This is a genomic window from Kitasatospora sp. NPDC048239 (assembly GCF_043202015.1).
Taxonomy (GTDB): Bacteria; Actinomycetota; Actinomycetes; order Streptomycetales; family Streptomycetaceae; genus Kitasatospora.
On sequence record NZ_JBICZP010000019.1, the window covers coordinates 74,494 to 89,947 of the forward strand.

General features: G+C 72.9%; 10 protein-coding genes. 7 read left to right on the forward strand and 3 right to left on the reverse strand.

Annotation, left to right across the window (positions count from 1 at the left end):
• Positions 1-83 precede the first annotated feature (83 nt).
• The 4 genes from ACGFZP_RS34620 (at position 84) to ACGFZP_RS34635 (ending at position 7,173) form a co-directional block, all read left to right on the forward strand.
• Positions 84-1,091 carry a carbohydrate ABC transporter permease gene (locus ACGFZP_RS34620; protein ID WP_392940524.1) on the forward strand — a complete coding sequence of 336 codons (1,008 nt, stop codon included), beginning with the start codon at positions 84-86 and terminating at the stop codon, positions 1,089-1,091.
• Complete coding sequence (locus ACGFZP_RS34625; RefSeq protein WP_392940526.1) at positions 1,088-2,167, forward strand: carbohydrate ABC transporter permease; 1,080 nt, start codon at positions 1,088-1,090, stop codon at positions 2,165-2,167. The genes ACGFZP_RS34620 and ACGFZP_RS34625 overlap by 4 nt, the downstream gene beginning before the upstream one ends.
• 98 nt (positions 2,168-2,265) lie before the next feature.
• Positions 2,266-5,412: an Ig-like domain-containing protein gene (locus tag ACGFZP_RS34630; protein WP_392940528.1), complete on the forward strand. Its 3,147-nt coding sequence runs from the start codon at positions 2,266-2,268 to the stop codon at positions 5,410-5,412.
• Between the two features lie 183 nt (positions 5,413-5,595).
• Positions 5,596-7,173 (forward strand): DUF4153 domain-containing protein, encoded by a 1,578-nt coding sequence (locus tag ACGFZP_RS34635; protein WP_392940529.1) that lies wholly within the window; start codon positions 5,596-5,598, stop codon positions 7,171-7,173.
• Positions 7,174-7,368: 195 nt separating this feature from the next.
• Here the strand turns inward: ACGFZP_RS34635 and ACGFZP_RS34640 are convergent, their stop codons facing one another.
• Complete coding sequence (locus tag ACGFZP_RS34640) at positions 7,369-8,916, reverse strand: MFS transporter (protein ID WP_392940530.1); 1,548 nt, start codon at positions 8,914-8,916, stop codon at positions 7,369-7,371.
• A 160-nt stretch (positions 8,917-9,076) separates the two neighbouring features.
• Here ACGFZP_RS34640 and ACGFZP_RS34645 point away from each other — a divergent pair, with 160 nt between their 5' ends.
• The 3 genes from ACGFZP_RS34645 to ACGFZP_RS34655 all read left to right on the forward strand — a co-directional run bounded on the left by ACGFZP_RS34645 (position 9,077) and on the right by ACGFZP_RS34655 (position 11,626).
• Positions 9,077-9,922 (forward strand): TetR/AcrR family transcriptional regulator, encoded by an 846-nt coding sequence (locus ACGFZP_RS34645; RefSeq protein WP_392940532.1) that lies wholly within the window; start codon positions 9,077-9,079, stop codon positions 9,920-9,922.
• A gap of 179 nt (positions 9,923-10,101) precedes the next feature.
• The gene (locus ACGFZP_RS34650) at positions 10,102-10,803 is read left to right on the forward strand and encodes a ribonuclease HII (protein WP_392940534.1); all 702 of its coding nucleotides are present in this window, start codon (positions 10,102-10,104) and stop codon (positions 10,801-10,803) included.
• 100 nt (positions 10,804-10,903) lie between these two features.
• Positions 10,904-11,626 carry a hypothetical protein gene (locus ACGFZP_RS34655; RefSeq protein ID WP_392940536.1) on the forward strand — a complete coding sequence of 241 codons (723 nt, stop codon included), beginning with the start codon at positions 10,904-10,906 and terminating at the stop codon, positions 11,624-11,626.
• 396 nt (positions 11,627-12,022) lie between these two features.
• Here ACGFZP_RS34655 and ACGFZP_RS34660 read toward each other — a convergent pair whose 3' ends face one another.
• Both ACGFZP_RS34660 and ACGFZP_RS34665 read right to left on the reverse strand, forming a co-directional pair.
• The gene (locus ACGFZP_RS34660) at positions 12,023-12,634 is read right to left on the reverse strand and encodes a hypothetical protein (protein ID WP_392940538.1); all 612 of its coding nucleotides are present in this window, start codon (positions 12,632-12,634) and stop codon (positions 12,023-12,025) included.
• A 476-nt stretch (positions 12,635-13,110) separates the two neighbouring features.
• Positions 13,111-15,354, reverse strand: a complete 2,244-nt coding sequence (locus ACGFZP_RS34665; protein WP_392940540.1) for a RecQ family ATP-dependent DNA helicase — start codon at positions 15,352-15,354, stop codon at positions 13,111-13,113.
• Between the last annotated feature and the right edge of the window lie 100 nt (positions 15,355-15,454).

A 15,454-nucleotide genomic window follows, 5' to 3' on the forward strand; every position in this document is an offset into this window, starting at 1 on the left:
CTCTGCCTTCGACTCTGTCTCCGCTTCCACTTCCACTTCCGCAGGGTTCTCTCCGCCCTCCGCAGGGAAAGGACCGCGCAGCCATGTCCCTCACCGCTTCCGCGCTCGCCGACGGCGCCTGGGGCGACGCGGCCGTCAAGTTCGGCAACAGCTTCGGCGCCATCGCGGGCTTCCTCGGCATCCTCCTGCTGGTCTTCCTCGCCGCCGGCCGGGCCACCGGCCGGATCGCCCGCCCGCTGTCCGTCGCGGTCTTCCTCGGCCCGGCGGCGCTGCTGCTGCTCGTCGGCCTCGTCGTGCCGCTGGTCCGCACCGTCTACCTGAGCCTCTACAGCGACGACAGCAGCCGGTTCGTCGGCGGCGAGAACTTCGGCTGGGCGTTCACCACCGACTCGGTGCAGGAGGTGCTGGTCAACACCCTGCTCTGGCTGGTGGTCGCGCCGCTGGCGGCGACCGGCCTCGGCCTGGTGCTGGCGCTGCTGGTGGACCGGATGCGCGGCCAGGCGCTGTACAAGTCGCTGATCTTCATGCCGATGGCGATCTCGCTGGTCGGCGCCTCGATCATCTTCAAGTTCGTCTACGAGTCCCGCGATGCCTCGCAACAGCAGATCGGCCTGCTCAGCCAGGTGGCGATCAGCCTCGGCTGGGAGCACCCGCCGAACTGGATGCTCTCCCAGCCGCTCAACACCTTCCTGCTGATGGCTGTCATGGTCTGGGTGCAGACCGGGTTCGCGATGGTGGTGCTGTCGGCCGCGATCAAGGCGATTCCGGACGAGGTCACCGAGGCCGCCCGGTTGGACGGCGCGGGCGGCGTGCGGCTGTTCTGGTACGTGACGGTGCCGATGATCCGCACCACGGTGGTGGTCGTCCTCACCACCGTCATGATCACCACGCTGAAGGCCTTCGACATCGTCCGCACCATGACCGGCGGCAACTTCGGCACCCAGGTGCTGGCCAACGAGATGTACTCGCAGTCGTTCGTGCAGTTCAACACCGGGCGGGGCAGCGCACTCGCGGTGATCCTCTTCCTCGCCGTGCTGCCGCTGGTGGCCTACAACATCGTCCAGCTGCGCAAGGAGCGTGGAGTCCGATGAGCGAGCGCCGCACACCCAACCGCCGCAGTCGCTCCAAGGCCACCTCCGACGCGCCTCCGGTGGACGCGCCGCCGGTCGCGGACGCCAGGTCCGGCGCGGCTGGTCGGCCCGGCTCCGGTGCCCGGTCCGGGTCGGCGTCCGCGTCCCGGTCCCGGCTCGCGTCCGGGTCCGGGTCCGTGCGGGACGTCCGCAAGGCCTTCAGCAGTCCGCTCGCCTCGGTCTTCGTGATCGCGGTGACGGTGCTGTGGACCATCCCCACCCTCGGGCTGCTGGCCACCTCGCTGCGCCCCAAACAGGACGTCACCGCCGACGGCTGGTGGAACGTCTTCCTCCACCCGGACCTCGGCCTGTCCAACTACCACACCGTGCTGTTCGAGGGCGGCTCCGGCGTGAGCACCGGCCTGCTGCCCTTCCTGGTGAACTCGCTGGCGATCAGCATCCCGGCGACCCTGTTCCCGCTGGTCCTGGCGGCGATGGCCGCGTACGGGCTGGCCTGGGTGCGGTTCCGGGGCAGCGACACGGTGTTCTTCGCGGTGTTCGCGCTCCAGGTGGTGCCGATGCAGATGGCGCTGATCCCGCTGCTGCGGCTGTTCTCCGGCGGCGCCCACCTGGGCCCGCTGACGATCATCCCGGCGGTGGACTTCAAGGGCACCTACGCGCCGGTGTGGATCGCGCACACCATGTTCGCGCTGCCGCTGGCGATCTTCCTGCTGCACAACTTCATCGCCCAGCTGCCGCGGGACCTGATGGAGGCGGCGGTGGTGGACGGCGCCTCGCACTTCAAGATCTTCCGTTCGATCGTGCTGCCGCTCTGCACCCCGGCGCTGGCCTCCTTCGCCATCTTCCAGTTCCTCTGGGTCTGGAACGACCTCCTGGTGGCGCTGACCTTCGCCGGCGGCACGCCCGAGGTGGCGCCGATGACGGTCCGGCTGGCACAGCTGTCCGGCTCCTTCGGCGGGCGCTGGGAGCTGCTCACCGCCGGGGCGTTCCTGTCGATCGTGATCCCGCTGGCGGTCTTCTTCGCGCTCCAGCGGTACTTCGTCCGCGGTCTGCTGGCCGGATCCGTCAAGGGGTAGCCGCCTCCGGTGGGGGATTGTGGCGGTTCCGTGGACACGGTCGGCGCTGAACCTGTACACCGATAGGGGCAGTTGGCCGATGCGGCAAGGGGGCGGTCATGGCAGGTGCGGGCATCCGGACAGGCGTCCGTTGGCGGCGGAGACTCGCGGGCCTGCTGGCGGCCCTGACCACGGCGGCGGCGGTGGTGGCGGGCCCGGCGGCCGCGCCGGCCGGGGCGGCCACGGCGACCCTGGGCAGTACGGCGGTCGGCCCGTCCACCGACACCGGGGACTCCGGCTACCTCAACGCCTCCCGGTACGTCACCGGTCCGGCGGGCGGCACGGTCAGCGCCGTCAGCGTGTACGTGGACGCGGTCGACGCCGCTCCCGCCAACCAGTACCAGGTGGCGGTCTACCGCGACAACGCGGGCAGCCCGGGCGCCCTGCTGGCGAGCAGCGGCTCCGCCACGCTCACCGCCGACAGCTGGAACACGGTGCCGCTGACGGCCGCCCTGGCCGCCAACACCCCGTACTGGCTGGCCTACAACAGCAACGGCGGGAGTGCGGCCGTCAACAACCTGCGCTACACCGCCGGCGGCACCAGCGTGTACGGCAACGGCGGCCAGCCGTTCGGCGGTTGGCCGGGCGACTTCGGCGCGGTCACCACCAGCGGGCTGAGCTTCTCGATCTACGCGACGTACACCGCCGACCAGGCCCCGCCGCCCCCGCCGCCCGGCGCCGGCCCGGGCGGGGAGGGCCCGATCCTGCTGGTCACCAGCCAGGCCAATCCGTACACCCGCTACCTGGCCGAGATCCTCAAGGCCGAGGGCCTCAACTACTACCGCACGGTGGACATCTCGGCGGTGACCAGCTCGCTGCTCGGCTCCTACGACGTGGTGCTGCTCGGCGAGATGCCGCTCGACGCGGCGCAGTCGGGCCTGCTCACCACCTGGACCAACGGCGGCGGCCGGCTGGTCGCGATGCGCCCGGACAAGCAGCTGGCGCCGCTGTTCGGGCTCGCCCCGGTGAGCGGCACCCGCTCCGACGCCTACCTCAAGGTCGACACCGGTGCCGCGCCGGGCACCGGGATCACCGGCGACACCATGGGCTACCACGGCGCCGCCGACCTCTACACGCTGAGCGGCGCGACCGCCGTCGCCACCCTGTACAGCGACGCCGGGACGGCGACCGCCAACCCGGCCGTCACGCTGCGCACGGCCGGCAGCGGCCGTGCCGCCGCGTTCAGCTACGACCTGGCCAAGTCCGTGGTGCAGACCCGGCAGGGCAACATCGCCTGGGCCGGGCAGCAGCGTGACGGCACCGACGGCTACGAGGCCAGCGAGATGTTCTTCGGCACCGGCGGGCAGCCGGACTGGAACAACCTGGACAAGGCGCTGATCCCGATCGCCGACGAGCAGCAGCGGCTGCTGGCCAACCTGATCACCCTGATCGACTCGGCCAACAAGCCGCTGCCGCGCTTCTGGTACCTCCCGCGGGACGCCAAGGCCGCCGTGGTGATGACGGGCGACGACCACGGGGTCGGCGGCACCGCCGGCCGCTGGGACGGCTACATCGCGCAGAGCCCGGCCGGCTGCAAGGTCGCGGACTGGGAGTGCGTGCGCGGTTCCTCGTACATCTACACCGACGATCCGCTGACCCCGGCGCAGGCCCAGGCCTACACCGACCAGGGATTCGAGGTCGGCGTGCACGTCACCACCAACTGCCGCCCGTGGGGCAGCACCGCCGCGCTGGAGGGCTTCTACCGCGACCAGTTGGCCAACTGGCGGGCCAAGTACCCCGCGCTGCCCGCACCTTCGAGCAGCCGCACGCACTGCGTGGAGTGGGACGACTGGGCGACGCAGGCGAAGAGCAAGCTGGCCAACGGCATCCGGCTGGACACCGACTACTACTTCTACCCGTCCAACCTCACCAAGGACCGGCCCGGCTACTTCAACGGCACCGCGCAGATCATGCGCTTCGCCGACGCCGACGGCAGCGTGCTCGACGAGTACCAGGCCACCACCCAACTCACCGACGAGTCCGGCCAGTCGTACCCGGGCACCATCACCACGCTGCTGGACGCCGCCTACGGACCCAAGGGCTACTACGCGGCGCTGACCGCCAACATCCACACCGACTTCGCGGCCTCCACCGCCTCGGACGCGATCATCGCGGCGGCCAAGGCGCGCGGCGTCCCGGTGGTCTCCGGCCGGCAGATGCTCACCTGGCTGGACGGCCGCAACGGCTCGGCCTTCTCCAGGATGGCCTGGAGCGGGAGTTCGCTCACCTTCGACATCACCGGCGGGGCGAACGGCCTGCGGGCGATGCTGCCGGTCTCCTCCGCCTCCGGCACGCTGACCGGCATCGTCTCGGGCGGCCGGGCGCTGCCCTACCGGATAGAGACGATCAAGGGCGTGCCGTACGCCTTCTTCGACGGCGCGGTGGGCTCGTACACGGCCTCCTACGGCCGCGACACCACCCCGCCCGCCGTCACCGGCACCACCCCGGCCGGCGGCGCCACCGGGGTCGCCCCCGGTACGGCGGTGCGGTTCTCGTTCAGCGAGCCGCTGGACCCGGCGAGCGTCACCGCCTCCGCCGTCACCCTGCGCACCTCCGGTGGCACGGCGGTCGCCGGGACGGTGGGGTACGACGCGGCGACCAACGCGGTGCTGTTCACGCCGGCCGCCCCACTGGCCCTGACCACCGGGTACACCGCGAGCGTCCAGGGCGTCCGGGACGCCTCGGGCAACGCGCCGGCGAGCCCGTACCCGATCTCCTTCACCACCGGGGGAGCGCTGCCGAAGACGCTCGGGAACACCGTGGTGGGCTCGCTGGTGGACGACACGGACTCGAACCACCTGAACGGCAGCAGGGTCACCACGGGCGCCGCCGCGGTGCCGCTCACCTCGCTCAGCGTGCACGTCGGACCGGTCAGCGCGGCGCCGAACAACCAGTACCAGCTGGCCGTCTACACCGACGCCGGCGGCTCGCCCGGCACCCTGGTCGCCGCCTCGGGCGCCGGCACGCTGACCGCCAACGCGTGGAACTCGCTGCCGGTGAACGTGACGCTCGGCGCCAACACCTCCTACTGGTTCGTCTACAACAGCAACGGCACCGGCGCCACGGTGAACAACATGAACTACTCCACGGGTGCCTCCGGCTCCGGCGCCTACAGCAACTCCGTGGTGCCGTTCGGGACGTGGCCGACGACCTTCGGGCCGGCGGTGAAGGACCCGCTGCTGTACTCGCTGTACGGCTCCTACTGACTCTGGGCCGTCCCCCCGGCGGCCGGGCGCTTCTGTCACAGCCCCGTGACGGAGCGCCCGGACGTGTTTTTGAACCTGTTCAGAATGGTCTACAGTCGGCGTCAGTCGCGAAACTCGGCGTTCCCGCCGGCGGACTGCCCCGAGGGCGGTTTCCGCATGCCCACCGACCTCTGAGGGGGACTCATGTCCGGCCTGCCCGCACCCGTTCCGGCCGAGGCGCCACGCGGTCACGACCCCTACCGGCCGCCGGTCGCGAAGGCGCCGGCACCCACCTCCTGGCTGCGGCCCAGCGACCCCGGGCGCAAGGCCTCCGCGGGCCCCCGGGTGGTCGGGGCGGCGGCGCTGACCGGCCTGCTGACGGCCTGGATGCTGGGCGACGGCCTGGGCGTCAACCTGCTGCTGTGCGCGGTGGCCGTCGCCGTCGGCGCCGGGATCGCCGCCCGGTCGGCGGGCCGCAGGCTGCGCGTCTGGACGGTCCTCTGGAGCGTGCTGGCGCTGGTCCTGGTGGCCGTCCCCGCGCTGTCCGAGGCGGGCTGGCCGGTCGCCCTGTCGCTGGTCTGCGCACTGGCCCTGACCTCGCTCGCGCTGCACGGCGGCCGCCGCTGGCCGGGTGTCCTACTGGCCCTGCCGGGCGTCCTCTGGCACCTCGTGCCCGGCCTGCGCTGGGCCCGGGACGGGCTGCGCGGCCTCGGCGGGCCCGGCCGGGGCAGGCTGGTCCCGGTGCTCAAGGCGGTCGCGGTGGCCGCCGTCCTGCTGATCGTGTTCGGCAGGCTCTTCGCCAGCGCCGACGCGGCCATGGCGGACGTGCTGTCGAACCTCACGCCCTCCGTCGCCCCCGGTGAGGCGCCGCTGCGGTTCGCGCTGTTCGCCCTCGGCGTGGTCACCTCGCTCGGCTTCGCGCACATCGCGGCCGGTCCGCGCCGTTGGGACCGGACGGTGGTCAAGCCGGGCCGGGAGCGCGGGCGCCTGGAGTGGGCCCTGCCGCTGACCGCGCTCAACCTGATGTTCGGCGCCTTCGCGCTGGTGCAGGGCGTGGTGGTGCTCGGCGGCCGGGACGCGATCATGGACAACACCGGGATGAGCCGCTCCGAGTACGCCCGGCAGGGCTTCTGGCAGCTGATGGCCGTCACCGTGCTGACCCTGGTGGTGGTCGCCGTCGCCAAGCGCTGGGCGCCGCGCAGCACGGCCGCCGACCGCCGGCTGGCGCGGATCATGCTCGGTGTGCTCTGCCTGCTCACCCTGGTCGTGGTCGCCTCGGCGCTCGGCCGGATGTACTACTACGTCGACGCCTCCGGCCTGACCAGGCTGCGGCTCTGGGTGCTGGTGGTCGAGGTCTGGCTCGGTGCGGTCTTCCTGCTGCTGATCGCGGCCGGGCTGACCCGTTCGGCGGCCTGGCTGCCGCGCGCCGTGGTGCTCAGCGCCGCGGTCACCGCCGCTGTGTACGGCCTGATGGGCCCGGACGCGATCGTCGCCGAGCAGAACGTGTCCCGGTTCGAGCAGAGCCGGCAGATCGATCTGCGCAACGTCCGCGACCTCTCGCTGGACGCCGTTCCCGCCCTGGACCGGCTGCCGGGCGACCACCGGGCCTGCGCGCTGGAGCTGATGCGGATCGAGCTCGCGGAATCGCACTCGCCCTGGTACGCCACCAGCCTGGCGGAGTCCCGGGCCCGGGAGATCCTGACGGACCGCCCGGTGCCGGACGGCGGGTCCGCCTGCGACCGGGTCGGCCGGCGGGACTTCGACCGCACCGGGGCCTACTGAGCGGGGCCGGATCCGGCCTGGCCTGGTGTGGTGTGGGGCGCCGGGCGGTCCGGTCCCGGTGCCTGCGGGGTGGGGCGGATGAGGCAGCGGCCGGGGCGGTGGCCGGCAAAGCGCGAGGGCCGGTCGGGAGTGGTGCTCCCGACCGGCCCTCGCGCTGCACCGGTGCTCCTGCGTCCGCTGGTGTGCGGCCGCCGGTCAGTGCATGGCGATGCCGGACGCGTCCGACGGGAGGTCGCTGGCCTTCGCCTTGATCACGAAGACGGCGACCAGCAGGGCGACCCCGGCGAGTGCGGCGCCCGCGATGAAGCCGTGCGAAATGCCCTGCGCCAGGACCTCGTTGGCCGCACCCGTCCCCTTGGGGAACTCGTGCTTCTCCAGGAACTGCGCCTTCTGCTCCGGCGTGGCCGTGGCCATGAAGCTGGGCAGCTGGAGCTTGGCCTCCGCCGTGGCGTAGTGCGCGAACACCGTGGTCAGGATCGACAGACCCAGCGAACCGCCGATCTGCTGCATCGAGTTGAGCAGACCGGAGGCGGCCCCGGTGTCCTCGCTGGCGACGCCCGCGACGGCGAGCAGCATGACCGGGACGAAGATCAGACCCATGCCGAAACCGAACACCACCGTGGGGCCGAGCACCCCGTCGATGTACCCGCTGTCCGAGTTCATCTGGGTGAGCCAGCTCAGGCCGACGGTGACCATAGCGGCACCGGTGACCATGAACGGCTTCGGGCCGTACTTGACCTGGAGGTTGGACGCGAGCTGCGCGGCGACGATGATCGACGCGCTGATCGGCAGGAAGGCGAAGCCGGCCTTCAGCGGGCTGTAGTCCAGCGGGCCCTGCACGAACAGCGTCACGTAGAAGAAGATGCCGAACATGGCCGCGGCCAGGCAGAGCATCATCACCAGACCGCCGGTGCGGTTCCGGTTGGAGAACAGGTGCAGCGGGGTGATCGGCTGCGCGGTGCGCTTCTCGATCACCAGGAACGCCGCCACCAGCAGCACGCCGGCCGCGAAGGAGCCCAGCGTGAGGGGGTCCGACCAGCCGTCCGAGGCCGCGCGGATGAACCCGTAGACCAGTCCGACCAGGCCCAGCGTGGAGGTCAGTGCCCCCGGCAGGTCGAAGCGGCCCTCCACCCGGTCCGACTCCGCGATGTAGCGCGGCGCGGCCACCGCGATCAGGATCGCGATCGGGACGTTGACGAAGAAGACCCAGCGCCAGTCCAGGTACTCGGTGAGCAGGCCGCCCGCCAGCAGGCCGATCGCCGCGCCCGAGCCGGCCACCGCGGAGAAGACCCCGAAGGCCTTGTTGCGCTCCGGTCCCTCCTCGAAGTTGGTGGCGATCAGCGCGAAGGCGGTCGGCGAACATATCGCGCCGCCGATGCCCTGGAGCGCGCGGGCGGCGAGCAGCATGCCGCCGTCCTGCGCGAAGCCGCCGAGCAGCGAGGCCAGGCCGAACAGCAGCGTGCCGAAGATGAACACCCGGCGGCGGCCGAGGATGTCGCCCGCGCGCCCGCCGAGCAGCAGCAGGCCGCCGAAGGTCAGCGTGTAGGCGTTGATCACCCACGACAGGTTGGTGGTGGAGAAGTTCAGCGCGTCCCTGATCTGCGGCAGCGCGATGTTCACGATGGTGGCGTCGAGGACCACCATCAGCTGCGTGGCCGCGATGACGGTCAGGGTGATGCCCTTGCGCCGGCCCGGGCCGCTTTGCGGTGGAGAGTTCTTGCTGAGCGTGTCGGAGATAGCCAAGTTATTGCCCCCTGCTGGCTACTGCTTCGTATGCTGCGGACCCAGGGTCCACGCGTTTCCCGCGGCGTCCCGCGGGCTATGAAGGAACGGGATCGTTCACTACGCTGGACGATAGTCCTTACGAGATTGTGAACGCAAGCGTTCCCTAAGGTTGGTGACAATGGATCAGTTGGTGCGGCGCCAGGCGGTGGGCCGAGTGGCGGAGCGGGTGGCGGAACGGGTCGCGGAGCGGGCGGTGGGCCGGATGGCCGGACGCGCGACGGAGCGGTCGGGTGCGACGGCCTCGTCCGCGGTGTCCGCGTCCCCGGCGGCACAGTCCGGGGCTCCGACGGCGCAGGCCGCTGTTCCGGCAGCGAGGCCCGTGGCTCACTGCCCGATGAAGGTCGCGGCCGAAGTCCTGTCCCGACCGGCGCGCCGCCGGGGGAAGGCGCTGGAAAGCGCGATCTTCGAAGCCACGCTCGACCAGCTCACCTCCGGCGGATATGCGCGACTGACGATGGAAGGCGTCGCCGGCGCCGCGCGGACCGGAAAGGCCGCGCTGTACCGGCGTTGGGCGTCCAAGGTCGAACTGGTCATCGACGCCCTGGAGTCCACTCTGCCACGCCCTACGGACACCCCGGACCTCGGGTCCGCCCGTGCTGAATTGCTGCTGCTCATCGGCGGTTTCACCGAGGCGATCAGCTCGCGGGCGGGTGGGGCGATGCAGGCGCTGATGTCCGAGCTGGACCACGAACAGGCCGTGGTCTTCAAGGACTTCGTGGTGCGGCGGGTGATCGAACCGACCAAGGACACCATTCTGGACATCCTGCAGCGGGGGGCCGAGCGCGGCGACGTCCGCCCCGGCGCGGCCACGCCACTGGTCGCCGACGTGGCGCCGGCGATGCTGATGTACCGGGTCAAGGTCTGCGGGCGGGACGTCGGGGCGGAGTTCGCGGCCGAACTGGTCGACGAAGTGCTGATGCCGCTGATCGGCATGCCGGCGGGTGATCCGGCGGTGGACGGGTGACTGCGGCGGTGATTGCGGTGGGTGACTGACGGCTCGCGCGGTGTGGGTGTGGGTGCGCGGGGCGGCGCGGGCGTACGGGTGGCGTGCGCGGGTGCGGCGTGGGCGTGGGCAACCGGGCGGGCGGGTCGCCTCGGCGCGGGGCTTAGGCTGGAGGTTGCCCCAGCTGAACGGATACCGCGATGCCCATCGTCCCGCCGACGCACTCCGTCGAGCGCTCGCTGCGCCGGGCCGGCGCCAGGATCGTCGTCGGACTCGACGAGGTCGGGCGCGGCGCCTGGGCCGGTCCGGTCACCGTCGGCGCGGCCGTCACCGGCCTGCGCAAGCCCCCGGAGGGCCTGACCGACTCCAAGCTGCTCACCGAGCTGCGCCGGGAGGCCCTGGCACCGGTCCTCGCCGACTGGGTCACCGCCTATGCGCTCGGTCACGCCTCGGCGCTGGAGTGCGACGAACTGGGCATGACGGCGGCGCTGCGACTGGCCGCCGTCCGTGCCCTGGAGGCGCTGCCGGTCGAGCCCGACGCGGTGATCCTGGACGGGAAGCACGACTACCTCGGCGGCCCCTGGAAGGTGCGCACGGTGATCAAGGGCGACCAGTCCTGCATCTGCGTCTCGGCCGCCTCGGTGCTGGCCAAGGTCCACCGCGACGGCCTGATGGCCGAACTGGGCGAGGAGTACCTCGAGTACGGCTTCGCGGACAACGCCGGATACCCGTCCCCGGTCCACCGTGCGGCGCTGGAAGAGTACGGCCCCACCGGACAACACCGGCTCTCCTGGGCATATCTGGACGCGCTGCCCAAATGGCGCCACCTGAAGCGGGAGCGGGCGATGGCCGGCGCCTCCGGGGCCGGGCCGGCCGACGAGCAGCTGACGCTCGGTTTCTGACCTTCCGTCTGCTATTGCCCCGGGTGGGGGAGGTGCGGAGAGGTGCCCAAAGGGTGGGGCGCCCGTGCGCGTTCGACGGGCATTTGATAGATATCCGGGTATGCCTGTCTTCCCCGAGGAGCCGGAGATTCACGAGAGCCTCCCGGGCCCCGGCGTTCCCTTCCCCCGCGAGTCGGACGCACAAGCCCTTCGCACGCCTGCCACCGGCAGCGCGACCACTTCCGCACCGTCCACCACCACCACCACCGCTGCCGTGCCGGTGCCGGGCCCCCGCCCCGCACCCCCGAGGCCGGCGCCGCCGCGCGCCGACCGCCCGGGACCGCAGCCCCGTCCGGGTCAGATCCCCAAGCCCGGCCCGCGCCGACCGGCGCCCGCCCCCGAGCCGCAGCCCGCGGTTCAACGACCCGCAGCCCGACAGCCCGAGGTCCAACTGGTCGCCGCCGCTGCGGCGGACGCGCTGGACCGGGCCGACGAGGCGGTCGACCGACTGCTGGAGTCCGGCCGCAACCCCGGCGACATCCTGGTGCTGACGGTCGGCGACGCCCACCCCTGGCAGCAGCACGAGCTCACCTTCGGTGAGGAGCGCTACTGGGCGCAGCTCACCGAGGGCGGCGACGTGTTCTACGCGGACGCCGCGCTGAACCGCCCGGCCCGCCGCGAGGCGGTCGTCCTGGTCGTCAACGGCGGCTCGGCCGACCGGGTCGCCCAGGCGTACACCGAGGCGCTCGGCCACGCCGTCGCGCTGCTGGTGGTCTGCGGTGACGCGGGCCCCGCCGCCACGGCGGCCGCGGGCGCCTCGGCAGACCGGTCGGTACCGGCCTGAGGCGCGACGGCTGAAGGTACGACCGCTGGAGGTACGACCGCTGGAGGTGCGGCCGCCTGAGGTGGGGGCACCTGCGGTGCGTACCTGCCCCGAGGCCTGGGCTGTCAGGTCTCAAGGACTTCGGCGACGCTCGGCGGGTCGGCTCGTTCGGCCCCGCCCGCGAGGCCTGCCATGCCCGGCGTCCGACGGCGTCCGCTGTCACGGCGCGTGGCAGGCCCGCCCGGCGGCACGGATGCCGTCGGGCGCCGCCAGGAGTCAGGGGCGCTGCCACGCGCAGACCTTCCACGCGCAGACCTTCCACGGGCAGGCCCTCCACGGGCAGGCCCTCCACGGGCAGGCCCTCCACGGGCAGGCCCTCCAGGGGTGGCCCGAGGCCGACCTCGGCCGGCCTCGGGGTCAGCGCGTTCCGGTGCGCCGGGTCGGTTCGATGGTCGCCACCCGCGCGGGCGTCCACGGGCGCTCGGGCGGCTGGCGCAGCGGGCGCGGTCCGCGCGGTCCCTCCAGAGCCGACCGGGGCGGCAGCTCCGTCACGGTGTGGACCGGTCCTTCCGCCCACGAACCCGCGTGTGGATTGCGGCCGCTGCGCCCGTCGCCGAGGATCTGCCAGCCGGCCTGGGTCACCGCGATGTACGAGCCGCAGCGCAGCCCGTGCAGCGCGGCCGCGTCCTGCAGGGCCCACATCCAGGCGCCGTCCTGCTCCGCCCAGCCGGCCGCACCGTCCCGGCAGCGCAGCAGCACCGCCGTCCGGGTCGGGGTGGCGAGCCGCAGGTCGTGCGGGATGACCTGGCGCAGGTGGCCGAGGATCGCGTTGCGGTGCTGCCAGCCGTCGGTGTGGTGCGGCCAGGGCAGGAAGGACGCCGAGGCGTTCAGCCGGTGCAGCCCGTCCAGCACGGCGACCACCACCGTGCCGGGCTGCGGCAGGTGGCGCTGGTGCAGTTCCAGGACGAACTCGCGCGGATCGCGCAGTAACGGGATCCCCGAGGCCGCCCAGGTCTCCAGATCGATCACCCGTCTGGGCGACGAGCTCCGGGCGAGGGGATACTGACCTCGGTCGAGACCGTTGATCACGATCCTCCTTCCCGACCCACGGGCGCGCGGGTACGTGTGTACGCCGAAGGACGGGTCTGTTGGACCAGATTCCGGGTACGGTCCAAGTCTCGCGGCAGATGGGGTGGGGCGGCAACGATGAAATGATGAACGCCGCCCGAAAGTCCACGTTCTGCCAGATATATTCCACCGCCGCACAGGCGCCACTCAGGCGGCGCTGGATCGTGATCCAGGCCGTCCGCAGGCCGTGCGTAAGCGCCTCCACCACCCGGACCCTCCCTTCTCCGGCGGGGCGCCGCCGGTCGGTCGTCGCCGTCGCCGCGCCGCGTTGCCGCTGACTCGTCCGCTCCCGCCGCCTTTCCTCCGTTCCGCCGTTCGAGTGGTCGGCCCGGGCTGAGAACAGCCGCCGCCGAACCCCGGGCCCCGCAGGGCCGGGATCAGCCCTGCACGGCCAGGACCAGGGGAAGGACCGCGCTCGCCCCGGCCCGCCGCAGCAGCCGGGCGGCGACGGTGACCGTCCACCCCGAGTCGACCAGGTCGTCCACCAGCAGGACCGGCCCGCCTGCCGCGGCCACCGCGGCCTCCGCCTCGGGGGGCAGCACCAGCGCGCCGGCCAGCGAGTGCAGCCGCTGGGCGCTGTTGCTCCGGGCACCGTGCGGCCGCCCCGCCGCGTACTCGATCCGCCCGAGCAGGGGGAGCCGCCCGATCTCCGCGATCCGGGCGCCGAGGCTCCCGACCAGCTGGGGGCGGGTGGCGGAGGCCATGGTCACCACGCCGACCGGTCGGTCGAGCCGGGAGCCCTCGGCCGCCGCCGGCCCCGCCCAGCCGCCCGGGCCGCGCGCCCAGTCGGCCAGCACCGCGACCAGGGCGTCCACCACCTCGCCGGGGACGGGGCTGTCCGGGGCCTGCTCGGCCAGCATCGTCCGCAGTCGGTTGCCCCACCCGATGTCCGAGAGCCGGCCGAGCGCCCGGCCCGTCTCGGCCTGCTCACCCGCCGGGATGCGCCCCTTGAGCGGCACGCCCAGCGCGTCCATCCCGGTGGGCCAGAGCCGGCGCGGCTCGAAGCTGACGCCGGGGCGGCCGAGCGCGGCCCGGGCCGCGTCCAGCGCCGCGGGCGAGACGTCCGCGGTGTGCAGCGGTCCGGCGCAGTTGTCGCAGCGGCCGCAGGGCACGGCCTCCTCGTCGTCGAGCTGGCGGCGCAGGAACTCCATCCGGCAGCCGGTGCCCGTCGCGTACTCGCGCATGGCGCGCTGCTCGGCCTCGCGGGAGGCCGCGACCTTGGCGTAGCGGGCGGTGTCGTACGCCCAGCTCTGCCCGGTGGCCGTCCAGCCGCCCTTGACCCGTCGCACCGCGCCGTCCACGTCGAGGACCTTGAGCATCGTCTCCAGCCGGGCGCGCCGCAGGTCAACCCGGGGCTCCAGCGCGGCGGTGGACAGCGGTCGGCCGGCCTGGGCGAGCGCGTCGATGGTGCGCCGCACCTGCTCCTCGGGCGGGAAGGCCAGCGAGGCGAAGTAGCGCCAGATCGCCTCGTCCTCGCGGCCGGGCAGCAGCAGGACCTCGGCCCGGTCGACGCCGCGCCCGGCCCGGCCGACCTGCTGGTAGTAGGCGATCGGGGAGCTGGGCGAGCCCAGGTGCACCACGAAGCCGAGGTCCGGCTTGTCGAAGCCCATGCCCAGCGCGGACGTGGCGACCAGGGCCTTGACCCGGTTGGCCAGCAGGTCGGCCTCGGCGGTCCGGCGCTCGGCGTCCTCGGTGCGGCCGGAGTAGGAGGCGACGGTGAAGCCGCGCTCGCGCAGGAAGGCCGTCACCTCGTCGGCGGCGGCCACCGTGAGGGTGTAGACGATGCCCGAGCCGGGCAGCCGGTCCAGGTGGTCGGCCAGCCAGGCCAGCCGGTGCGCCGGGTCGGACAGGGCGAGCACGCCGAGGGTCAGGCTCTCCCGGTCGAGCGGGCCGCGCAGCACGAGGGCGTGCTCGTCGGTGGCGCCGGTGCCGAGCTGCTCGGCGACGTCGGCGGTGACCCGGGCGTTGGCCGTGGCGGTGGTGGCCAGCACCGGGACGCCCGGCGAGAGGTCGGCGAGCATGGTGCGCAGCCGGCGGTAGTCGGGGCGGAAGTCATGGCCCCAGTCGGAGATGCAGTGCGCCTCGTCGACCACCAGCAGGCCGGTGGAGGCGGCGAGCTTGGGCAGCACCTGGTCGCGGAAGTCGGGGTTGTTCAGCCGCTCGGGGCTGACCAGCAGGATGTCCACGGCGCCGGCCGCGACCTCGGCCTGGACGGCGTCCCACTCGTCGGTGTTGGCCGAGTTGATGGTGCGGGCCTGGATGCCGGCCCGGGCGGCCGACTCCACCTGGTTGCGCATCAGGGCGAGCAACGGGGAGACGATCACGGTCGGCCCGGCGCCCCGGGTCCGCAGCAGGGCGGTGGCGATGAAGTAGACGGCGGACTTGCCCCAGCCGGTGCGCTGGACGACCAGCGCCCGTCGGTGGTCGACGACCAGGGCCTCGATGGCGGTCCACTGGTCCTCGCGCAGGACGGCGCCGGGCCCGGCGAGCTCGCGCAGCACGGACTCGGCCCGCGTCCGGACCTCGGCCCGCTCGGCGGCCGTCGCGGTGCCGGTGCTGCCGGTGCTGCCGGTGGTGGCGGCGTGGGTGGTGGCGTTGGGGTGGGACTCGGGCTGCTGCATGGCGTCCATGTAACCCCGAGCCGCCGACAAGGGGCGAACGGCGTTGCCCGGTAGCGGGGCGCGAAGAGGGGGTAATTCATCGGCTCTTCCGCTGAAAGGC

Bases quoted from the DNA above. Each gene is read 5' to 3' on its own strand.
- ACGFZP_RS34620 (WP_392940524.1), top strand. From the start codon at position 84: ATGTCCCTCACCGCTTCCGCGCTCGCCGACGGCGCCTGGGGCGACGCG.
- ACGFZP_RS34625 (WP_392940526.1), top strand. From the start codon at position 1,088: ATGAGCGAGCGCCGCACACCCAACCGCCGCAGTCGCTCCAAGGCCACC.
- ACGFZP_RS34630 (WP_392940528.1), top strand. From the start codon at position 2,266: ATGGCAGGTGCGGGCATCCGGACAGGCGTCCGTTGGCGGCGGAGACTC.
- ACGFZP_RS34635 (WP_392940529.1), top strand. From the start codon at position 5,596: ATGTCCGGCCTGCCCGCACCCGTTCCGGCCGAGGCGCCACGCGGTCAC.
- ACGFZP_RS34645 (WP_392940532.1), top strand. From the start codon at position 9,077: ATGGATCAGTTGGTGCGGCGCCAGGCGGTGGGCCGAGTGGCGGAGCGG.
- ACGFZP_RS34650 (WP_392940534.1), top strand. From the start codon at position 10,102: ATGCCCATCGTCCCGCCGACGCACTCCGTCGAGCGCTCGCTGCGCCGG.
- ACGFZP_RS34655 (WP_392940536.1), top strand. From the start codon at position 10,904: ATGCCTGTCTTCCCCGAGGAGCCGGAGATTCACGAGAGCCTCCCGGGC.
- ACGFZP_RS34665 (WP_392940540.1), bottom strand. From the start codon at position 15,354: ATGCAGCAGCCCGAGTCCCACCCCAACGCCACCACCCACGCCGCCACC.